The 22,204-nt window shown below is 62.3% G+C and carries 4 protein-coding genes and 1 pseudogene; 1 reads left to right on the top strand and 4 read right to left on the bottom strand.

The features are described from left to right. Positions 1-68: 68 nt before the first annotated feature. The 4 genes and pseudogenes from AB7M22_RS14050 to AB7M22_RS14035 form a co-directional block, all read right to left on the bottom strand. A complete protein-coding gene (locus AB7M22_RS14050) occupies positions 69-425 on the bottom strand; it encodes a type II toxin-antitoxin system RelE/ParE family toxin (RefSeq protein ID WP_454186755.1) in 357 nt (118 codons plus the stop codon). A gap of 2 nt (positions 426-427) precedes the next feature. Further along, positions 428-718: a type II toxin-antitoxin system ParD family antitoxin gene (locus AB7M22_RS14045; protein WP_454186754.1), complete on the bottom strand. Its 291-nt coding sequence runs from the start codon at positions 716-718 to the stop codon at positions 428-430. 228 nt (positions 719-946) lie between these two features. Next, positions 947-1,138 (bottom strand): annotated as a pseudogene (locus tag AB7M22_RS14040) (hypothetical protein); the annotation flags it as partial. A gap of 30 nt (positions 1,139-1,168) precedes the next feature. Beyond that, positions 1,169-1,486 (bottom strand): hypothetical protein, encoded by a 318-nt coding sequence (locus AB7M22_RS14035; protein ID WP_218569379.1) that lies wholly within the window; start codon positions 1,484-1,486, stop codon positions 1,169-1,171. 703 nt (positions 1,487-2,189) lie between these two features. Between AB7M22_RS14035 and AB7M22_RS14030 the strand changes: the two genes are divergently transcribed. After that, positions 2,190-22,160, top strand: coding sequence for an amino acid adenylation domain-containing protein (locus AB7M22_RS14030; protein WP_454186753.1), 19,971 nt, complete (start codon positions 2,190-2,192; stop codon positions 22,158-22,160). Positions 22,161-22,204 lie beyond the last annotated feature (44 nt).

Here is a 22,204-nt window from a genome sequence, read left to right as displayed (position 1 = left end):
AGATGTAGAGGGGGGGCGCCTTGCCTTCGCTGTTCGTGGCCAGTTAAGTCGTTGGGCCAGGTCGGTGATCAGTCATTAGGCAAGTGCAACTGCACTTCCATGGCGTCATGAAGGAGTCTGACGACCTCGATCACGTCGTCGATTGCCACACGATAGAACACGATATGCCGTGGGCTTTTGACCGTTCCATGGGTTTGTTTGGCCTGCTGGCGTGAATAGATGAGGTGATAGCTGCGAAGACCCGATGCAAGCTCATCGAGGTCGTGGCTGCCAATGCGGTAAGGCGTGTCGGCAATCGCTTGCAGCGCCGCGAGGATCAGTGCCTGGTAGCGCGGGCGTGCTTGATAGCCGAACTGCGTCTGGGAGAGCCTGAGGATGTCGACAATGTCGGCGCGCGCCGCGTTGGAAATCCGATACGGCGGCATGCTCAGTGTTTCTCTCTCACGGGGATGCTTGCCTCCAGGCTCAAGCCCTCGAGGTAGTGCTCCAGATCCCCTTCGTTCACCTGCGTGAAGCGCCCGTGCTCAAGATCCATGATGCCGATCGAGGTCGCCTGACGCAGGGCCTCAATTTTGGCGGTGTCTTCGGCGACACGCTGTTCCAATAAACGCAAACCTTCTCGCATCACTTCGCTGGCATTCTGATAGCGGCCGGACTGCACCAGGTCATGGATAACCTGTTCCTGGTGAGGGGTGAGCACAACGTTTCGCGTCGCCATAATGAGCTCCAGCTTTCGGCAAACAGGTTCTTTCGATCATTGGCATATTATGCCATTACGCTTGCAAAAGCATAATTTGGGGTTTGAATCTGACGAGCTGGAGTCTAAGGTTGATCAGCACTGCAAGATAGCGCGTGCTGATTCGGGAAGCGGGAGCCGCGCGACAGAGAGTTTTTGAAGGAAGGAGGTCGGAACCACCTTGATTAGGGTGGCCGTTGGGTCCTCAGCTTTGGGCAAGCCCTGTTTGATGTGTCCGGCGTTCTCACCGATCGTGTGAAGCGCTCCGCGGACATTGTCGCCAGTGTCCGTCGCACCCTGGCGCTCAACCCTCAAGGTCAACTCCATCACGGCCGCCTCTAAGGCGAGCTGATTTTGGTACAGACGCTCAAGGACATCAGGTAATGAATATTCAGTGGGCATTGTTTCGACTCAGACTCCATGCGTTCCCCCTCAATCCAACCTGTCGCATACGTGGTCAGCTTCGATAATGGTTTCGCCCAAGGAATGAAAATACGCACGCCAGAACTCGACCGCTTCTTGCGCTGTTTCCCGGTCTTTCACGCATTCGATCTCGAAAACATCCGTGCCTTGCAGTGGTGTGGTTTCTCGCCAGACGCGTAATGCCGGGTCGGGTGTTTCCTGTATGCGCTGTAGCAAACTGCTTTCGCGATCCTTGATTTCGTCGAGCACGTAGTCGACGAACAGGCAGTAATTTTTTGGCGTACAGACGCCAAAAATATGAAAACGATCCGTGTTGGGAGTGCTCATGAATGTCATCCTTTTCCATGATGGCAGTGTGCCGTACGCCGACTGGCGCGTAGATTGTTAGCCTAATACCGATCTGGAAAATTGCCATTGCGAATGTTTTTTTGGGGGGGGAGTCAGCTTTTAATCTACGAAACTGGTGGGGCGGAGCCTGTCTGGTCGGCCAGTATCCGTGATTTGTAAAGTATTCGAATCTGGATTTGACAGGTCATCTCTTCCTACTAGGCTGGTGTCGGTATTCTGTAGGAATAGTTCTAGACCTGCAGGCGCCAGCGAGAAAATACGATCTCAAGCGGTGAATCTACAATGGCGCAAGGTATGCGTCGTTGTCGCTGGCAAGCCTCAGGCGCTCACTGGTAAAGGGAATTACTGTGTTCAGGAACACGGATGTGTTGGTCTTGCTCCTCGCTGATTCTACATTGAACAGCCCAAATTCTTGCCCCCGCGGCAAGGCCGAGGGCTGCTTTCCGCTTTTTTCTCTCACGGGCAGGCGCCTGTGAGTTTGTCACAAGCGTCCCTTCGAGGACGGTTAGCTTGCGCAGCAACGCGCCCCTCAATCATTAGCTGCACAAAAAATCCGAACAATCCCCGGTAATCGACTGAAGGCTCGCACGGCAAGACGCTTACATGAGCGTGCCGCGCTGACGGGATGACACGGATCAAAGTTGCCGATGACGTCGGCCCAACCTGACAGGGAAGTCGCGCAGTGTCAGACAACAACTCTACGAATGACGGTCCACAAAGCACTCCGCCCGCAGCGCAGCCCGGTGATCTAATCCAGGAATGCGCGATCATTGCCGGCTGGAACGACACCCGCCACGAATATCCGCTGGAGCAATGCCTGCAGCAGCTGATCGAGCAACAGGTGGAACGCAGCCCTGACGCCGTGGCGGAGCTCTTCGACGATCAAAGCTTGAGTTTTTGCCAGTTGAATCGCCGGGCCAATCGCTTGGCCCACTACCTGCGCGAACTTGGCATCGGCCCCGACAGCTTGGTCGGCGTGCAGATGGAGCGTTCGCTTGAGCTGATGATCGCGCTGCTCGCCATTCTCAAGGCCGGTGGTGCCTACCTGCCGCTGGACCCGGCTTACCCCGAGGAACGGCTGGCCCTGATCATTGAGGACGCCGCGGTCAGCGTGGTGTTGACGCAGCAACGTTTTGAGCAGCGCCTCAAGGCCCATAACGTTGCAGTGCTGTGCCTGGACGATCCCGCGAACGAAGTGCCGCACGAAAACGATGCCAATCCGGCGTCCATCAACCGCCCTGATGATCTCGCCTATGTGATCTACACCTCGGGCTCAACCGGGCGGCCCAAAGGCTGCATGTTGCCGCACAAGGCGATCTGCAACCGGCTGCTGTGGATGCAGCGCCATTACGCCGTGGGGCCGGCTGACCGGATCTTGCAGAAGACGCCTTTTACCTTCGATGTGTCGGTGTGGGAGCTGTTTCTGCCGTTGCTCAGCGGTGCTTGCCTGGTCATGGCCAGGCCGGAAGGCCACAAGGACGCCCACTATCTGGTGGAGATCATCAAGGCGCAGCGGATCACCATCTGCCACTTCGTGCCGTCCATGTTGCGCTTCTTCCTCAAGCACCCGGCGGTTGGCGAATGCCGGTCACTGAGCAAGGTGTTCGTCAGCGGCGAAGCACTGACCCACGACCTGCTGCTGCGGTGTCGCGCGCTTCTGAGCGCGCAATTGCACAACCTCTATGGCCCGACCGAGGCAGCGGTGGACGTCACCTGGTGGCTCGCCGAACCGCGTGAAGATCAACGGGTGCCGATCGGCCGGCCCATCGACAATATTCAAATCCATATCCTCGATGCCGGGTCCAAGCCGGTGCCGATCGGCCAGACTGGCGAGCTGTGCATTGGCGGCATCGGCCTGGCCCGGGGTTATCTCAATCGGCCCGAGCTGACGGCTGAAAAGTTCATCCGCGATCCGTTCTCCACTGAACCCGACGCCAGGCTTTACCGCACCGGTGACAAGGCGCGCTTCCTCGACAACGGCGAGATCGAGGTGCTGGGGCGTTTCGACTCGCAGGTCAAACTGCGGGGTTTTCGCATCGAGTTGGGCGAGATCGAAAACACCCTCAAAAGCCATCTGTCGATCAGTGATGCGGTGGTGCTGGTCAAGGATCCCGGCTCCGAAGATCCCAAACTGGTGGCCTATGTCGTCGCCGAGGGATTGGACAAAAAGGCGGTGCGTGATTTTGTAAAATCCTGCTTGCCGGAGTACATGACGCCGAATCAGGTTCACTTTGTCGAGCAGATCCCGGTAACGCCCCATGGCAAGGCGGACCGTCAGGCGCTGCTGGCCGGTGACGGCCTCTCGTCAGTCAGTTCACCGGCGCCGGCTGTGGATCCCCAGGCACTGACGGCCTGGCTGCAACACTATTTTATCGAGGCGCTCGGCATCAATGAGCTGGCGGTTGACGACGATCTTTTTGATCAGGGCGCGACCTCCTTTACCCTGGTGCAAGCGGTCCATAGCATTCACCAGCAGTACCAGGTCACGCTGCCGGTCGAGATGTTCCTTGAGCAACCGACCATCGCCGCCGTCACGGCCTTTATCCTTGACGCCAAGGGTGTGACACCCGAGCAGGCGCCGCTGGTGGAGGCCGCGCCGCCACCACAGCCAACAGCCCAGAAACTGATCCGGCTGGAGCGGGTGCGCTTTGATCCGCGTGCTTATCAGCGAACCGACGACGCTTCACCCGCCAGCCTTGAACGGCTGGGCTGCCTGCTCTCGTTATTGCGCGAAGTGACGCTGGAGGGTGAGGGTAAATACCTCTATTCATCAGCTGGCGGCCTCAACGCTGTCCAGTGTTACCTGTATGTCGCCGAAGGGCGGATCGAGGGACTGGCGGGTGGCGCCTGGTACTACCAGCCACGGCTCAATCGCCTGTTGCCGGTAAGTGTGCCGGCCAGTCTGGACCCGCAGGCTCTGCGTGCCGAGCAGCGCGCGCAACTGGCCGAAGCCGGTTTTGCGCTGTTTCTGGTCGCCGAAACCGCCGCCATCACGCCGCTCTATAACCATGCCGCCCCGGCGTTGCTGGTGCTGGAAGCCGGTTATATCGAGCAGATGTTGCTGTCGCACCAGGCGGACTTCGACATCGCGTTGACCCCGGTCTGTGGCGTGGACGTCGCGACGATTGCCGAGCTGTTCAAGTTGCAGCCGAGCCACCGTTTGCTGCATTGCCTGATCGAAGGTGACGCACCAGCCGTTCTGACTGGACAGCCTAGGCCCTTGTTCGCCGACTTCCTGGCAGAAAACAACAACGGTTTTGACCTGCCGGGCAAGGAGGCGCTGGAGCAACTGCACCGCCAACAACTGCAGATTCGCCATGATCTGCCGGAGCAGGGTGACAGCGTCATCGAACTGCCCACCGCACCGATCAGCGCCGACGCGCTGCGACTGCGGGCCGCCAAGCGCCAGTACGGCGGCGATCCGCTGAGCGTGGCGCAATTGAGCCGGTTGTTGAGCCTGTTGAGGGACGGACAGGGCAGCGGTCACCTGTACAGCGCCGACGCCGCACTGGACCTGAAGATCTACCTGCACCTCGCCGGGCCGACCGAGCACGGCCAGGAACACTGTCCGCCCCCCGGCATTTACCGCTACCACAGCGACAGCCATAGCCTGAGCTACATCGGCGAAGGCGATCCGCTGGCGTTCAACGGCAGCTACACCCCGTTCAACCGCAAACACGCGCAGCAGGCCCGGTTGCGGATCTTCATCATCGCCGGTCGCTCGCCGGCTTACGGCGATGAAAGTCGCTATTTCAACCTGCTCCAGGCCGGACGAATCGGCCAGTTGCTGCTGGAAAAACAAACCGAATTTGGCATCGGGCTGTGCCCCATCGGCTCGATGTACTTCGATAAAGTTCGCGGTGCCTTTGACCTGGAAGAGGGTGACGAACTGCTGCACAGCTTCGTCGGCGGCACCGTCAGCCAATTGCTCCCGATAGGCTGGCCACGGCTGGAACGCCGCAGTGGCAGCCGAGTCGCCGCCGAGCCGGTGAGTGATGGCGCGCTGGCGATCATCGGCCTCAGCGGTCGTTATCCCGGCGCTGCCAATGCACAAGAGCTGTGGCAGAACCTCAGTGCCGGGCGCTCGGCGATCAACACCGTCAGCCGCGAATCGCTGCTGTATGGCGACGACATCAGCGCGGATTCACCGCAGTGGGCCGTCGGCGCACTGGCCGACAAGCAGCTGTTTGATCCGCTACTGTTCAAGATCACCCCCGCCGAAGCGAAGACCCTGGACCCACAAGAGCGCCTGTTCCTGCAAACGGTCTGGCATTGCCTGGAAAACAGCGGTTATACCGCTGCCGGTCTGCGGCGCAAGGCCGAGCGAGTCGGTGTGTTTGTCGGCGCGATGTGGGGCGATTACCAGCACCATCAGCCCGGCGAACAGGGCGAGCGAACCACCTCGTTTCTCTCGGCGATTGCCAACCGGGTGTCGTTCTTCAACGACTTCAATGGCCCCAGCGTCGCATTCGACACCTCGTGTTCATCCGCAATGACGGCCCTGCACTTTGCTTGCGCGAGTATTCGTCAGGGTGAATGTCAGGCGGCGATTGTCGGCGGCGTCAACCTGATCAGTCATCCCTCACACCTTGAGCTATTGACGTCGCTGGAGCTGTTGTCCGGCAATGGCCAGTCTCACCCGTTCGGCCTCAACGCCAACGGCTGGGTCGCGGGCGAGGGCGTCGGTGCGCTGTTGATCCGGCCACTTGCAGAGGCCAGACGCGACGGTGACCAGATCCTCGGCGTTGTTCGTACCACGGCCATCAGCCACAGCGGCAAGACGTTTCGCTACGGCACACCGAGCGCCGACAGTCATGCCGCGTCGATGCGCCGGGTGCTGCAACAGGCGGGCTTGCCTGCCGAGGCGATTGGATACGTGGAGGCCGCAGCCCCCGGTGCCAGTCTGGCGGACGGGGCCGAGTTTGCGGCGATCAACAAAGTCTTCGGCAGCCGCCTTGGCGATACACCGCTGAAAGTCGGGTCGATCAAGGCCAATATCGGCCACCTCGAATCGGCGTCGGCTCTGTCGCAGATCACCAAAGTACTGATGCAGTTCAAACACCGGCAGATAGCGCCGACCCTCGGCTGCAATCCGTTGAGCCCCCTTGTTGGACTTGAGAACAGCAACCTTGCCATCGCCGACACGTTGAGCGAGTGGCAAGGGCCGCAACGTGCATTGATCAACGCCTTCGGCGCCAGCGGTTCTGGTGGTCATTTGATCCTTGAAGCGCCACCACCACAGACCACAACATTGAAGACTGTCGGGCCGTGGCTGTTTCCCTTTACCGCCGCCAGCCGTGCGCAGCTTGATCAACTGATGGCGGCATTTGCCAACGCTCTTCAGGCAGGACGCCTGGGCGACGCCAGTCTCGGCGATATCAGCTACACCCTATGCGTCGGCCGAGCGCCACTGGGACATCGTCTGGCGCTGGTGGCCGACAGCGAAACCGAACTGCTGACGCTGCTCAACAATGGTCAGTCAGCGCCGCCAGGCACTCTCGCCAGTGCGGCACAACCGGCTGCTATCGAACAGGATCTGCGCGGCCTCGACCGCGATGCCCTGAACGCCATCGCCAGCCGCTGGGTCGCCGGCGAAACCGATCTGGCCGAGATCGCCCGGCATGACGCTCGTCGAGTGGCACTGCCGGCATACCCCTTTGCAACCGTTGATTGTCATATCGCGGCCTCCGCCAGGGACGAAGCAGCACCACCGCCTGCGCGGGATGACGCGCTGCACACTGCGCTGGAGGGCTATCTCAAACAACACTTTTCCAGCGTCTCGGCGATTCCCGAGAGCAGCCTCGACAGCCTTGAAAGCTTTGATCGCTACGGCTTGACCTCGCTGATGATCACCGCGCTCAACCAACGGCTGGCCGAGGCGTTTGGTGCGTTGTCCAGCACCCTGTTCTTCGAACACCAGAGCATCGGCGCACTGGCCGCTTATTTTGCTGCCGAACATCCGTCGCGCAGCCGGCAACTGCTGGGGATTCAGGCGCCCCTCAAACAGGCTACCCAGCCCGCCAGAACCGCACAACGCCCCGACACTAACCGACGCCAGGAGCGCGACGAACCGATTGCGATCATCGGCCTGGCCGGGCGTTTTCCCGGTGCACCGGACGTCGACAGCTTCTGGGACAACCTGAAAAACGCGGTCGACAGCATCAGCGAGATCCCCGCCGAGCGTTGGCAGCACCAGCATTACTACAGCCGCGACCGCCGCCTCAAAGGCAAGATCAACACCAAGTGGGGCGGCTTTATCGACGGTGTAGACCGCTTCGATCCGCTGTTTTTCAATATTTCGCCGCGCGACGCCGAGCGCATGGATCCGCAGGAACGGATCTTCCTCGAAACCGCCTGGCACACCCTCGAAGACGCAGGCTACGACCGCGCCGCATTGCAACGTCACTACCAGGGAAACATGGGGGTTTTTGTCGGCGTGATGCACGGCGAATACCTGCTGTACACGCGCTCTGCCGCCGCAGACTGCGCCGACGATGCGGTGGATTCATCGTTCGGTTCGATTGCCAACCGCGTGTCCTACGTCTTCGACTGCAACGGCCCGAGCATGGCCATCGACACCATCTGCTCGTCCTCGCTGACCGCGCTGCACCTGGCCGTCGAGAGCCTGAAACGCGGCGAGTGCCGGGTGGCGCTGGCCGGTGGTGTCAACCTATCGTTGCACCCCAACAAATACTTCATCCAGTCGCAGCTGACCATGTCCTCGACCGATGGCCGCTGCCGCAGTTTCGGCGAAGGCGGCGATGGTTTTGTACCCGGCGAAGGCGCCGGCGCGGTGTTGCTCAAACCGCTGGCCCAGGCGCAGGCCGATGGCGACAACATCTACGGCGTCATTCGTGCGACCTCGGTCAACCATAACGGCAAGACCCATGGCTACACCGTGCCGAGCCCGAATGCCCAAGGCGCAATGATCGCCGAGTCGCTGGAAAAGGCCGGCATGAACCCCCGCGAGCTGAGCTACATCGAAGCCCACGGCACCGGCACCGCGTTGGGCGATCCGATTGAAATCAGCGGGCTGCAACAGGGTTTTGCCCGACGCAGCGCGGCCCTCGGCAGCGAGCCGGCATTGGCGCAGCAGTGCGCCCTGGGGTCGGCCAAATCGAACATTGGTCATCTGGAATCGGCAGCAGGCATCGCCGGGATCGCCAAGGTGCTGCTGCAACTCAAGCATCGCCAGCTGGCGCCGTCGCTGCATTCGAGTCGGCTCAATCCCGGCATTTCCTTTGCCGAATCGCCGTTCTACATCCCTCAGCAACTGCAAGCGTGGCGCCGACCGCTGCTCAATCTCGATGGCCGCGAACGCGAATATCCACTGGCCGCCTCGGTCTCGTCGTTTGGCTCTGGCGGATCGAACGGCCATGTGATCATCGCCCAGTACGTGGCGCCGGAGCGGGACGAGGCGGTTGTCGGGCAGCCGGCGATCATCGTGCTGTCGGCCAGAACTCCGGCGCAGTTGCAACAGCAAGTCGAGCGTTTGCAGAAGTTCCTGCAACGACGCGACCTTGAGGGCGAGCCGCCGCGCCTGGCGGACCTGGCCTTTACCCTGCAACAGGGCAGGGAGGCCCTGGAATATCGCCTGGCCTTCTGCGTCGCCTCGATCAGTGAGTTGCAGGAGCGTTTGGCGCAAAGCCTGGCGCAACTGCTCAAGGCCCCTGAGTACTTTGGCTGCTTCGACGGCGTGCATCTGGGCCGGGTGCAAGACAACAAGGGGGCCATGGCGGTACTGGCCCACGATGAGGACATGGCGGCGACGCTGGCGGCCTGGGCCGACAAAGGCAAATACCAGAAGTTGCTGGAGCTGTGGGTCAAAGGGCTGACGTTCGACTGGGCGCTGCTGGGCACCTCCATGGGCCTGGCCAGACGGATCAGCCTGCCGGGTTATCCCTTCGCCCGTGAACGGATCTGGGTGTCCGGCGATTTCCATTTTCCGCCTCAGGCCGAGCAGGTCGCGGAGGCCCGCTTGCACCCGTTGCTGCACCGCAACGTGTCCGATCTGTCGCAACAGAAATTCAGCTCGGTGTTCAGCGGCAATGAGTTTTTCCTGCGCGATCATCGCGTGCGCAACCAGAAAGTGCTGCCCGGTGCGGCCTATCTGGAGATGGCGCGAGAAGCCATCAGCCGCTCACTCGGCGAGCTGGCGACTTCCGGCACAGTGAGTCTGTGCAATCTGGTGTGGTCGCAACCGCTGATGCTCAGCGAGCAGGGCGATACACCGGCCACCGTCGAAATCCACATCAACAGCGTCGAGCCACAGCGGCTGACCTTCGACATTAGCGAACAGCAACAACAAACCCTTTGTTGCCAAGGCGAAGCGGTATTGCTGCAAAACGCGCCCGAACCGGCTGCATCGCTGGCCTCCCTGCAAGCCGCCATCAACGGCCATCGCCTCGACGCCGAGGCGCTGTACCGCGTTTTCGACAGCATCGACATCCACTACGGCCCCAGCCACCGACCGGTTCGCGAACTGCGCATTGACGGCGGCCAGCTGTTGGCAAGGATCGAACTGCCGCAGTCCCTGAGTGCCGGCCACACGCAATTTATCCTGCACCCGAGCCTGATGGACGGCGCGTTGCAGTCGACCGTGGGCCTGCTGGTGGCCGATCAGCTCGATCAAGGTGCAGCACCGCAACTTGGGCAAACCTGGGTGCCGTTTGCACTGGCCCGGCTACAGCTGAGCGGCGCGGCACTGGGTGAACAGACATGGGCCTGGGTGCGGCCCGGTGCCGAGAGCACGGAAGCGGGGCAGTCGGTTTTTGATATCGATATCTACAATCAGCAGGGCGAGCATTGCGTCGCCCTTCAGGGCTTTGTCCTGCGGGAAATGAAAGTTCCGTCGCCGCTGGAGGTGCTGCTCGACGACCGCCCGCAGACAGACTGTTACCTGGTGGAAAAATGGCGCCGGGTCAGTCCTCAATTGTTGCCGCCAAGCAGCCCCCGACTGTTGCTGATCGCCAATGATTCCCAAGGCCAGCAACAGTTGACCGCCCACTATCCGCAGGCCGCTTCATTGTTGCTGGACGGCAGCGAATCCATCGAAACACTCACCGGGCTGCTGCGCGAAGTTGGCCCGGTAGAGCATCTGTTGTGGCTGGCGCCGACTGCGTCAGCCGAGGACGCCAGCGCCGACGGCATGATCAATGCCCAGCAAGCCGGCGTACTGAGCTGCTTCCGCTTGATCAAGGCGCTGCTGGCGTTGGCACTGGACCAGCAGCCACTGGCATGGACGGTCATCACCCGCGCCACGCTGACAGTGTTCGGCGAAGCCAGCCCGCTGCATCAGGCCGCCACCGAACCGGTGGCGCCCGCTCACGCCAGCCTCCATGGGCTGATCGGTGTGATGGCCAAGGAATACAGCCATTGGCAGGTGCGGCTGGTGGACCTGCCGGCCGGCGACAGCTGGCCGAGTCTGGATCCGTTGTCGTTGCCCGCCGATCCGCGCGGCGACGCGCTGGCCTGTCGTAACGACGTCTGGTATCGCCAATCCCTGGTGCCTTGCCTGGCGCCGACCGAAGCGGCTGCTGACAGTCTCTACCGCGATGGTGGCGTGTACCTGGTCGTTGGCGGCGCCGGCGGTATTGGCCGCTTGTGGAGTGAACACCTGATCCGCAGCCGTGGCGCTCAGGTCATCTGGCTGGGGCGTCGCGAGCAGGACCGCCAAATCGATGCAGCGATCAGCGAACTGGCCCGGTTTGGCCCCGCACCACGCTACATCAGCGCCGACGCCGGCAACCACGCCGCGCTGCAACAGGCGGTGAAGCAAGTGCTGGCCGAGCATGGCCGGATTCACGGGGTGATCCACGCGGCGATCCAGCTTGAGGATCAAAGCCTGGCGCGCATGGATGTGCAAAAATTTGTCGCAGGCCTCGCCGCCAAGATCGATGTCTGCGCACGTCTGGCCGAGGTGTTTGAACACCTGCCGCTGGATTTCATGCTGTTCTTCTCGTCGTTGCAGAGCTTCACCAAGTCGGCAGGCCAGAGCAATTACGCGGCCGGCTGCACCTTCAAGAACGCCTTCGGCCACTCTCTGGCGCAACAACGCAGCTACCCGGTGAAAGTCATCAACTGGGGTTATTGGGGCGAGGTCGGCTCGGTGGCCAGCGACGACTATCGGCGCCGGATGGCCGAGGTTGGCCTCGGTTCAATCAACGGTGAGCAGGCGATGGCGGCGCTGGAAACACTGCTCGGCGCGGCTGATGACGGCGTGCCGCTCAGCCAGTTGACCTTCCTGCGTACTTCGCAGCGGTTGAGTGACACCTTCAACCACCTGGCGCTGGCCCAACATCCTGCCGGGCCTTTCGGTGAGTACGGCGAAATGCGTCCGCCTGCCTATCCATCGCTGATCAGCCGAATGCAGAAGAATCTGCGGGTGGACAATCAGCAGGTTCGCAGCGCAACCGCGCAGGTGCAGGCGTACAAGGCGGCTATCGACGAGCAGCAGGTCCGCTTGCTCTACGCCCAGTTGCAGCAACTGGGCTTGTTCAGTCGCGAGCGCGAATCCGTGGCTGAAATGACCCAACGCAGCGGCTTGTTGCCGATGTATCAACGATGGCTCGACAAGAGCCTGCAAGAGCTGGCCCAACGCGGCTACGTGCAGCTGGAGGGCGACAGCTGCCGTGTCACCCACCCGCAACCGCTGGTGGTTGAAGCGCTGTGGCACGAGTGGGATGCACAAAAGTCGGCCTGGCTCGAACACCCCAGCCTGAAAGCCGAAACACTGCTCGCCGAAGCAACCCTGCGTGTATTGCCGCAGATTCTTGATGGCCGGATCGCCACCACCGACATCCTGTTTCCCGACGCCTCGATGTCCATGGTCGAGGGCATCTACAAGCACAATCCGGTGTCCGACTTCTTCAACGAAGTGCTGCTTGATGCCATGCTCGAATTTGTCAGGGCCCGCCTGGAGCTGGCGCCACAGACGCCGATCCGGATCCTCGAAATCGGTGCCGGCACCGGCGGCACCAGCGCCCGCGCCTTTGAAAAGCTGCGGCCGTATCAAGCGCAGATCGCCGAGTACTGCTACACCGACGTCTCCCAGGCGTTTTTGATGCATGCACGGCAGGTCTACGGCCCGCACACCCCGTACCTCAGTTATCGGCTGTTCGATGTCGATAAGCCGCTGGCAGCACAGGGCATCCAGCCTGGCGCCTATGATCTGGTGATCGCCACCAACGTCCTGCACGCTACGCAAGACCTGCGCCGGACGATGAAAAACGCCAAGGCCGCGCTCAAGCATAACGGCCTGGTATTGATCAACGAGATTGCACGCAACGGCCTGTTTACCCACCTGAGTTTCGGCCTGCTCAAGGGCTGGTGGCTGTTCGATGATCAGGAACTGCGTTTGCCCGGCGGCCCGGCGCTCGCGCCCAGACTGTGGAAGCAGGTGCTGGAAAGCGAAGGCTATAGGCAGGTGTATTTCCCGGCCCTGGCTGACCACGACCTTGGGCAGCAGATCGTCATCGCCCAGAGCAATGGCATGGTCTGGCAGGACCGCAGCGATAAACTCGAACCGGCCAGAATGGCGCCTGTCATCCAGGCAAAAGTCGCGGCTCAGGCACCGCGAGCGCCACAACGCAGCGTTATCGCAGCGCCGATGGCCGAAGTTAGCAGCACGCAGCTCAAAGCCGAGACCGTCCGCTACCTCAAGCAGGTCATCGGTGGTCTGTTCAAGATCGCCCCCGAACAGATTGACGCCCGTGAAGCGCTGGAAACCTATGGCATCGACTCGATTCTGGTGGTGCAACTGACCAACCTGCTACGGGACAAACTGGCGGGTATCAGCAGCACGCTGTTCTTCGAATACCAGACCGTCGAAGCACTGGCGGATCATTTTGTCGTCACGCAGAAAGACCGGCTCAAGACACTGCTGGGGCTGGATCAGACAGCGGTAATCGTGCAGCCATCCGCAGTCGAAAGCGTCGAACCATTGATCAATCCGGGCAAGTCGCGCTTTACCGCCAAGGCAGCCGATAACACGCCGGCAACGGCACGCGGTTCAGACGTGGCCATCGTCGGTCTGGCCGGGCGTTACGCCAACTCCGACAACGTTCGCGAGTTGTGGCAGCACCTGAAAAATGCCGAGAATTGCATCGATGAAGTGCCGGCGGATCGCTGGGACTGGCGTCAGTACTTTGATCAGGCGCCGGGCACGGCGGGCCGCATCTATACCCCGTGGGGGGGCTTCATCCGCGAAATCGACAAGTTCGATCCGCTGTTCTTCCATCTTTCGCCCCGCGAAGCGCTGAAGATGGACCCTCAGGAACGGCTGTTCCTGGAAGAGGCCTATCACTGCATCAGCGACGCCGGCTATACCCCCGCACGCTTGGCCGAACGGCATCGGGTCGGGGTGTTTGTCGGCGTGATGAATGGCACCTACGCCCGCCAGTCCAGCTACTGGTCGGTGGCCAATCGCGTGTCGTATCAGTTCAATTTCCAGGGTCCGAGCCTCGCGGTGGACACCGCCTGTTCGTCATCCATTACCGCGATTCATCTGGCGCTGGAAAGTCTGCACAGCGGGATCAGCGACTGTGTGCTGGTCGGCGGGGTCAATCTGGTGGTCGACCCCGTGCATTACATGGGCCTGAGCGAGATGAAGATGTTGTCCTCGGGCCGCCAGTGCAAGGCGTTCGGCGCCGATGCCGACGGCTTTGTCGGGGGGGAGGGCGTGGGTGTCTTGCTGCTCAAACCGCTGGCTCAGGCCGAGGCGGATGGCGACCGGATTTACGGCGTGATCAAAGGCAGCATGATCAATGCCGGTGGCAAAACCAACGGCTACACTGTGCCTAATCCCTTGGCCCAGAGTCGGTTGGTGATCGATTCGCTGGCAAGGGCCGGGGTCGACGCCCGGGCCGTGAGCTACGTCGAGGCCCACGGCACCGGCACCGCGCTGGGCGACCCGATCGAGATCGCCGGTCTGACCCGGGCCTTCAATAGCGGCGTGCCAACGCCCGTCAGACAGTACTGCGCCATCGGCTCGGTCAAATCCAATATCGGCCATTGCGAAAGCGCCGCCGGCATCGCCGGTATCACCAAGGTGCTGCTGCAACTGCAGCACCGCCAACTGGTGCCATCGCTGCACGCCGAGGCACTCAACCCGGAGATCGACTTCGCCAACAGCCCGTTCGCGGTGCAGCAGTCGCTGGCCGAATGGTCGCGACCGCAAGTGCTGATCGACGGTGTCTTGCAGACGTTCAAGCGCATTGCCACGGTGTCCTCCTTCGGCGCGGGCGGCGCCAATGCCCACGTGGTGATCGAAGAATACGAAGACCACAGAGTGCGGCCAGCGATTGCCGTCAATGAGCAGCATCCGGCGATCCTCCTGTTGTCGGCCAAGACCCGCGAGCAGTTGCTGCAACAAGCCAGTCTGTTGCTGGACGTGCTTACGCAGGGCGCACTCGGCGACGCCGATCTGCCGGCGCTGGCCTTTACCTTGCAGGTCGCTCGTGAAGCGATGGAGCATCGCCACGGCTGGCTGATCAGCTCACAGGCGCAGTTGAACACCCGGTTGCGGGAATTCATCGACGACGGCGGCGCTCAGGCGCGTGGTCGGCTCAAGCCTGACGCTCAGGCGTCGAGCGCCGATATCGGCGGCTGGATCGAGCGCGGCGAACAGCAACAGCTGCTCGACGCCTGGCTCGGCGGCGCCACCCTGGATTGGCGCCTGATGTACCCGCAGGGCACGCCCGCGCCGCTCAGCTTGCCGGGTTACCCCTTTGCCCGCGAGCGCTACTGGCGCGAACCGCAGCAAGCGGTCGTGTCGGCCACCGCGGGCGAGCAACGGCTGCACCCACTGCTGCATTGCAACGTGTCGGACCTGCGCGGCTTGCGTTACCTGACCCGGTTCACCGGTGACGAAAGCGTGTTGGCCGAGCATCAGGTCAACGGGCAGGGCGTGTTGCCGGGTGCGGCGATGATCGCCATGATCCACGCGGCATTGACCGACGCCCTGGGCGGCGCGGTGCCTGCGGACAGGGCGCTGGTGATCCGCAATCTGGCGTGGCTCCAGCCGTTCAGCGTTGACACCGCCAACAACGGCGAGCTGTTCCTTGAACTGTCGGTGCAAGCAGAGGGCGACTACCAGATCGGGATTTGCTCCTATGACCGCGCCGGCCAGTTGCAGCTGCATTGTCGGGCTTTGGCCCTCATCGCCGTGGTCCAGGCCGCCCGGCTCGACTTCAACAATGTCGGCGCCCAAAAAGTGGACGTCGAGGCCTGCTACCAGCGTTTTGCGGCAATGGGCATCGACTATGGCGTCGGTCATCGCCGGTTGCAGTCGCTGCTGCGTCAGGACGATCAGGCGCTGGCGCGGGTCGGACTGCAAGCCCCGGCGCTTAACGCCGGTTTCGCCTTGCATCCGGCGCTGTTGGATGCCGCCATGCAAGGCGTGATGGCCTTGCTGTTTGATGAACTGGGCGAGCGCCCGGCGCTGTTGCTACCCGACGGGCTGGGTGAATGCGTGTTGTTTGCCGACTGTCCGGCGACCTTGCAGGTGCAGATCCGCAGCGCAGGGACCACGCCGGGCGGCCATCGCTTTGATCTGGCGTTGTTCGACGACAATGGCCAGTGCTGCGCGATGCTGAATCAGCTGTCGTTCAAGACCGTTTCCGGCACCCGTCCGGGCGCCAGCAGCGGACTGCTGTGTCACAAACAATGGCTCGACGCTCAACCGGCCGGCGCGACAGCCGCACCGGGGCTTACACAGGTGGTGCTGACGCACGGGTTTTCCAACCTGGTGGAGCCTCTAAAGGCGCGAGGCATCCTGAGTTTCACGCTGCCAGAGGGTGACTATCAGCACGCAGCGCTGGCACTTGCCGAACAGTTCAAACCTTTGCTGCGCACCGGCCAACCCTGCCTGATTCAACTGCTGATCCCGGCCGACGATCCGCACGGTTATCGCGGCCTCGGCGGCCTGTTGTGCAGCGTCAGTCGTGAACAGCCGGCGCTGATCAGCCAGCTGATTGAAGTGGCACCGGGGCTCGACACACAGCAGTTACTGACGCAATTGTCAGCCGAGGCCGCTAACCCAGGCGAGCGCCAACTACGCTATCTGGCCGAGGCCGGTACATTGCGCCGTCAGCAACTGAGCTGGCGCCACCAGCCGCTGGAAAACGCTCCTGCGCCCTGGCGGCCAGAGGGTGTCTACCTGATTACCGGTGGTTTGGGCGGTGTCGGCACGGTCATGGCGCGCGCGATCATCGCTGCCACGTCTCAGGCCCGTGTTGTGCTCTGTGGCCGTACGCCAGCCGATGCACCGTCGGTGCTCGACAAGCTGGCGCAACTGGGCGCAGGCGTTGACTACCGCACCGTGGATCTGGCCGATGCCGATCAGGTCGAACGCCTGATCACTGACATCGTCAGCCGTCACGGCGCATTGCACGGGATCATCCATTGCGCCGGCATCACCCGCGACGCTTTGCTGGCAGACAAGCCCAAGGCGGACTTTGCCGCCGTGTTCGCCGCCAAAGTTGACGGCGTGCACCATGTCGACCGCTTCAGTGCCGGCTCGGCGCTGGATTTCTTTGTGCTGTATTCCTCGATTGCCAGCGTCATGGGCAACGCCGGGCAGACCGATTACGCCGCCGCCAACGGCTATCTGGACGCCTTCGCCAGCCTGCGCAATCAACAGGTCGCAGCCGGGATGCGGCAGGGTCGCACGCTGTCGATCAACTGGCCGCTGTGGCTCGAAGGTGGCCTGCACATGAGTGATACGGCGCGGCGCCTTCTGGCGCAACGCACCGGCATCGAAGCGATGGCCAGTGCCACCGGCATTCAGGCGTTCTATCAGGCGTTGCACAGCGACGAAGACCAGCTGATGGTGCTGGCAGGCGACACCGAAAAACTGCTCGCACTGCTCAGCGATGAACCGCCCCCTGTTGTGGAGGCGGTACCTATAGACGGTGAAAACCTGCTGACCTGGCTGCGTCAGTTGCTGGCCAATACGGTGAAGATCGCCCAGTCGCGACTGGATAACGACGTGCCGTTCGAGCAGTACGGCATCGATTCGCTGATGATCATGGAGATGACCGCCGCGCTGGAAAAGCGCTTCGGTGCGTTGTCCAAAACCCTGTTTTTCCAATACCCGAGCCTGCAAAGCCTGGCCGATCACCTGGCCACGCGACAGCCGCGAAAAGCGGCACAGGCGCCATTGATAACCCAGCTGCGGAGCCTGCTGTCGAGTGTCTTGAATACGCCGCCGGAGCAGCTCGATGATCAGCAGTGTTTCGAGGATTACGGCATCGACTCGTTGCAGATCCTCGACCTCACACGGCGCCTCGAACAACGTTTTGGCACGCTATCACCGGCGCTGCTGTTCGAGCATTCCAGCCTCCGGGCCCTGGCGAACCACTTGGCATCAAGAGACGCCACAGCGGTCGCCGAACTCGTCGCCACACCCCGTGATCAACAGCGCCGGCTGTTCGACCAACCTGCGCAAATTCAGCAGCCGATCGCGCCACAGCGCGACGATATCGCCATCATCGGCATCGCCGGTCGCTACCCGGACGCCGACAACCTTGACGCCTTCTGGCACAACCTCAGCCAGGGCAAAAACAGCATCGGCGAAATCCCGCCCGAACGCTGGGACTGGCGCGACTACTACAGCACCAATCGCAGCGATAGCGGAGTGCATAACAGCAAGTGGGGCGGCTTTATTGAGGGCATCGATCAGTTCGATCCGCTGTTCTTCAATATTTCGCCGCTGGAAGCCGAGCTGATCGACCCGCAGGAGCGGCTGTTTCTGCAAACCGCCTGGGCGGCCATGGAAGACGCTGGCTACAGCCGCCAGCTTGGCGCCGAGCAGGCCGAAAAGACCCGGCAGGTCGGTGTCTATGCCGGCGTGATGTACAGCGAATACCAACTGCTAGGCGCCGAAGCCAGCCTGCGCGGCGAGCGCATGGGCTTTGCCGGCTCCAGCGCGAGCATCGCCAACCGGGTGTCGTTCTGCCTCAACCTGCAAGGCCCGAGCCTGTCGCTCGATTCGATGTGCTCCAGCTCACTGACCGCCATCCATCTGGCCTGCCAGGACCTGCACAGTGGCCGTACCGCCATGGCCATTGCCGGTGGCGTCAACCTGACGCTGCACCCCAACAAGTACCTGATGCTCAGCAGCGGCCAGTTCATCTCCAATCAGGGCCAGTGCGCGAGCTTCGGCGAGGGCGGTGACGGTTATGTGCCGGGCGAGGGCGTGGGCGTGGTGGTCCTCAAGCGCCTGGCGGATGCCGAGCGTGACGGCGATCAGATCTACGGGCTGATCAAGGGCAGCTACCTCAACCACGGCGGCAAGAACACCGGGTACAGCGTGCCCGATCCACGGGCGCAGCAGGCCGCAATCAGCGGCGCGCTCAAGGACGCGCAGGTTGACCCGGCGGCCATCAGCTACATCGAGGCTCACGGCACCGGCACCCGTCTGGGCGACCCGATTGAAATAGCCGGTCTGGCCAATGCCTTGGGTGAGCGTACGCCTGGGCAGAGCTGCTGGATCGGTTCGGTGAAATCCAACATCGGTCACTGCGAAGCGGCCGCTGGCATCGCCGGCCTGACCAAGGTGCTGTTGCAGCTCAAGCACGGGCAGATCGTGCCCTCGCTGCATTCGCGTACGCTCAACCCCTTTATCGATTTTGCCGCGACCCCGTTCGAGGTCAATCAACACCTGCGCGACTGGCCGCAGCCGGTTCAGGGCGGTGAGCCGATGCCGCGCATCGCCGGGATTTCCTCGTTCGGCGCGGGCGGTTCCAACGCTCACTTGATCGTTGCGCAGTACCCACAGGCCAAGCCTTTACCCGGTCATGACGGCAAGCCCGAAATGATTCTGCTGTCTGCCCGCGAGCCCGAGCAATTGCGCCAGATCGCCAGCCGTTTGCTTGCCAGACTGGAGCAGTCGCCGGCGACTGACAGCCTGGCCGCTATTGCCTACACCTTGCAGGTAGGTCGCGAGGCGATGGAGCATCGTGCGGCGTTCATCGCGTCTTCGACGGCAAGCCTGCTGGACGCCTTGCGCGCTCTGGCCGGCGGCGACAGCCGTGGCTGGATTTGCGGTGACACGAACGCTAGCAGCGACCACGTCGAACAGTTCAAAAACCGCTTCCCGAGCCAGTGGCGCGAGCAGTTGGCCAGGCTGTTTGCCAACGGTGAGCAGCAACAACTGTTGGCGCTGTGGAGCGCGGGGCTGCGCATCGACTGGGCTGCGCTGTGGGCCGCCAGCGGTGAACAACGCCAGCGCATCAGCCTGCCAACTTATCCCTTCGCCACCAGCCGCTATTGGGCGCCTGTTGGCGCCAATCGCCTGCCTTCGGCAGCGGCGGTCTTGCATCCGTTGCTGCACCGCAACAGCTCGACCTTCGACCGCCAGCAATTCACCAGTGACTTCAGCGGTGACGAGCCGTGGCTGCGCGACCATGTGGTGAACGGGCGCAAAACCCTGCCCGGTGCGGCCTGCCTAGAAATGATCAGGGCCGCGGTGACGCATTCGCGGGCGGACGGCGAGGCGCAGCCCATGGTCATCGAGCGGCTCAACTGGCTGGCACCGCTGACGGTGGAATCCACACCGCGCCGCCTGTGGGTCAACCTGGAGCGCGTAGACGGTCAGCTTGCGGTGACGTTGCTCGGCGAAGACGGCGATCAAGTGCATTGTCAGGCTCGCGTGATTACGGATGTGCAGTCGGTTGCCGAGCGACTGGATCTGGCGCACTGGCGCGACCGCACTTGGCAACGACGCCTGGACGGCGAAGAAGTCTATTGCCTGTTCGACCAGATGGGCCTGGCGTACGGCGCCAGCCACCGCGCCATTCGCCAGTTGTTGATCGCGGAGCAGGGCGGCCAGCGCGAAGTGTTGGCGCAGTTGAACCTTGAGGGCATCCATCCCGGCGGTGGCTGGTGGCTGGAGCCCGGCATGACCGACAGCGCGTTGCAGGCCGCCATCGGCATGTTACTGCCGCTGAACGATAGCGCCGCCGCACCGTTGTCACTGGTGATGCCGTTTGCCCTGCAACGGCTGGAAATCATCGCGCCGTGTCAGCGGCGGATGTGGGCCTTGTTGCGCAGCGACCTTGCCGACAATCCCGCTGGCCGGATCACTATCGAGCTGTGTGACGATCAGGGACAGCTCTGCGCGCGATTCACAGGATTGAGCTCAAGACCGCTCACGGCAGGGCCAAAAAAACTGAAGAAAACACAACAGCTATTGGCGCCGATCTGGTCAGTGGTCGATGGGGTGATCAGCGAACGGGAGGAAGTCCAGGGCGCGATGCTGATCTTCGGCGCGACCCCGGCTCGTGAGCAGACGCTGGCTGAACTCTATCCTCTGGCCGCACGGTTGGACGACTCGGAGCCCGACTACGAAGCCGAACTGCACGCCCGGCCCGGATTGACCGACGTGATGTGGCTGGCGCCGTCCGACGACGGCAGCGCGGACCTGGTCGCGGCGCAACAGCACGGTGTCCTCGCGCTGTTCCGGTTGATCAAGGCGCTGCTGAATCAGGGCTACGGTCCTCGCCCGCTGCGCTTGACCCTGATCACCGATCAGGCGATCAGCATCCGCCCCGGCGAATCCTGCCGTGCGACTCACGCAGCGGTGCATGGCCTGGCCGGTTCACTGGCCAAGGAATATCCGCACTGGACCGTGCAGCTCGCGGACCTGCCCGACTCGCAATTGTCCCTGTTGCGCTCAGCACCCTTCGCCGGCATCGCTTGCGGCGAACTGCTGGCGCTGCGTCAGGGCCAATGGTGGTTCCGCCAACTGGCGCGGGTAAAGGCCGACACAATGCCAGCCCGTCTGCCGGTGTATCGCGACGGCGGCGTCTATCTGGTCATTGGTGGTGCCGGCGGGATTGGCGCGGTCTGGAGCCGCCACATGATCAGCCAGCATCGCGCCCGGGTGATCTGGATCGGTCGCCGTGCGCGGGATGCGCAGATCGAAGCCAAGCTTGACGATCTCACCGCCATCAGCCTGATGCATGACGCCCCGGCGCCGGTTTACCTGCAAGTCGACGCCGCCGACGAACAGCAACTGGCTGCGGCGAAACAGCAGATCACCGAGCGGTTTGGCCCGATCAATGGCGTGGTGCATTCGGCGATTGTGCTCAAGGACCAAAGCCTGGCCAACATGGACGAGCAGACCTTCACCCGCGTGCTGAACGCCAAGGTCGCCACCAGCGTGGCCCTGGCCCGCACGTTCGGGAACAGCGCCGACGCGCTGGATTTCGTGCTGTTTTTCTCCTCGATGATGTCCTTCAGCACGGCTGCCGGCCAAGGCAACTACGCAGCGGGCTGCACCTTTGCCGACGCCTTCGCCGATCAACTCAGGAGCGAATGGTCGTGCCCGGTCAAGGTCATCAACTGGGGGTATTGGGGCAGTGTCGGCACGGTGAGTGACGCCCGTTACCAGGAGCGCATGAGCGCGCTTGGCCTGGGCTCCATCGAACCCGAGGAAGGCCTGCGCGCACTCGATCAATTGCTGGCGGGCGAGCTGCACCAGCTGGGGCTGTTGAAGCTTTTGCAGAGTGACGAAATCGACGGGCTCGACAGCCTGGCCGGTTTGCTCGGTCACGAATACATCGCGCTCTCCGCGCACACATCCGGCGCCATGGCGGCGATGCAGGACAGGTTAGGGGAAAGGCTGGCGGCGTTGGCAGCGATCACGTAACGCCCCAGAGAAACAATCCATTTCACCCACAGCAGACGCGTCAC

It is taken from the genome of Pseudomonas sp. ADAK2 TE3594 (genome assembly GCF_053628675.1).
The sequence above is the reverse complement of the archived record's forward strand: the minus strand, read 5'-3'. Positions and strand labels throughout refer to the sequence as shown.

What these genes read in the sequence shown, in the direction of transcription:
- AB7M22_RS14050 (WP_454186755.1), bottom strand. Translation starts at nt 425, where the DNA reads ATGCCGCCGTATCGGATTTCCAACGCGGCGCGCGCCGACATTGTCGAC.
- AB7M22_RS14045 (WP_454186754.1), bottom strand. Translation starts at nt 718, where the DNA reads ATGGCGACGCGAAACGTTGTGCTCACCCCTCACCAGGAACAGGTTATC.
- AB7M22_RS14035 (WP_218569379.1), bottom strand. Translation starts at nt 1,486, where the DNA reads ATGAGCACTCCCAACACGGATCGTTTTCATATTTTTGGCGTCTGTACG.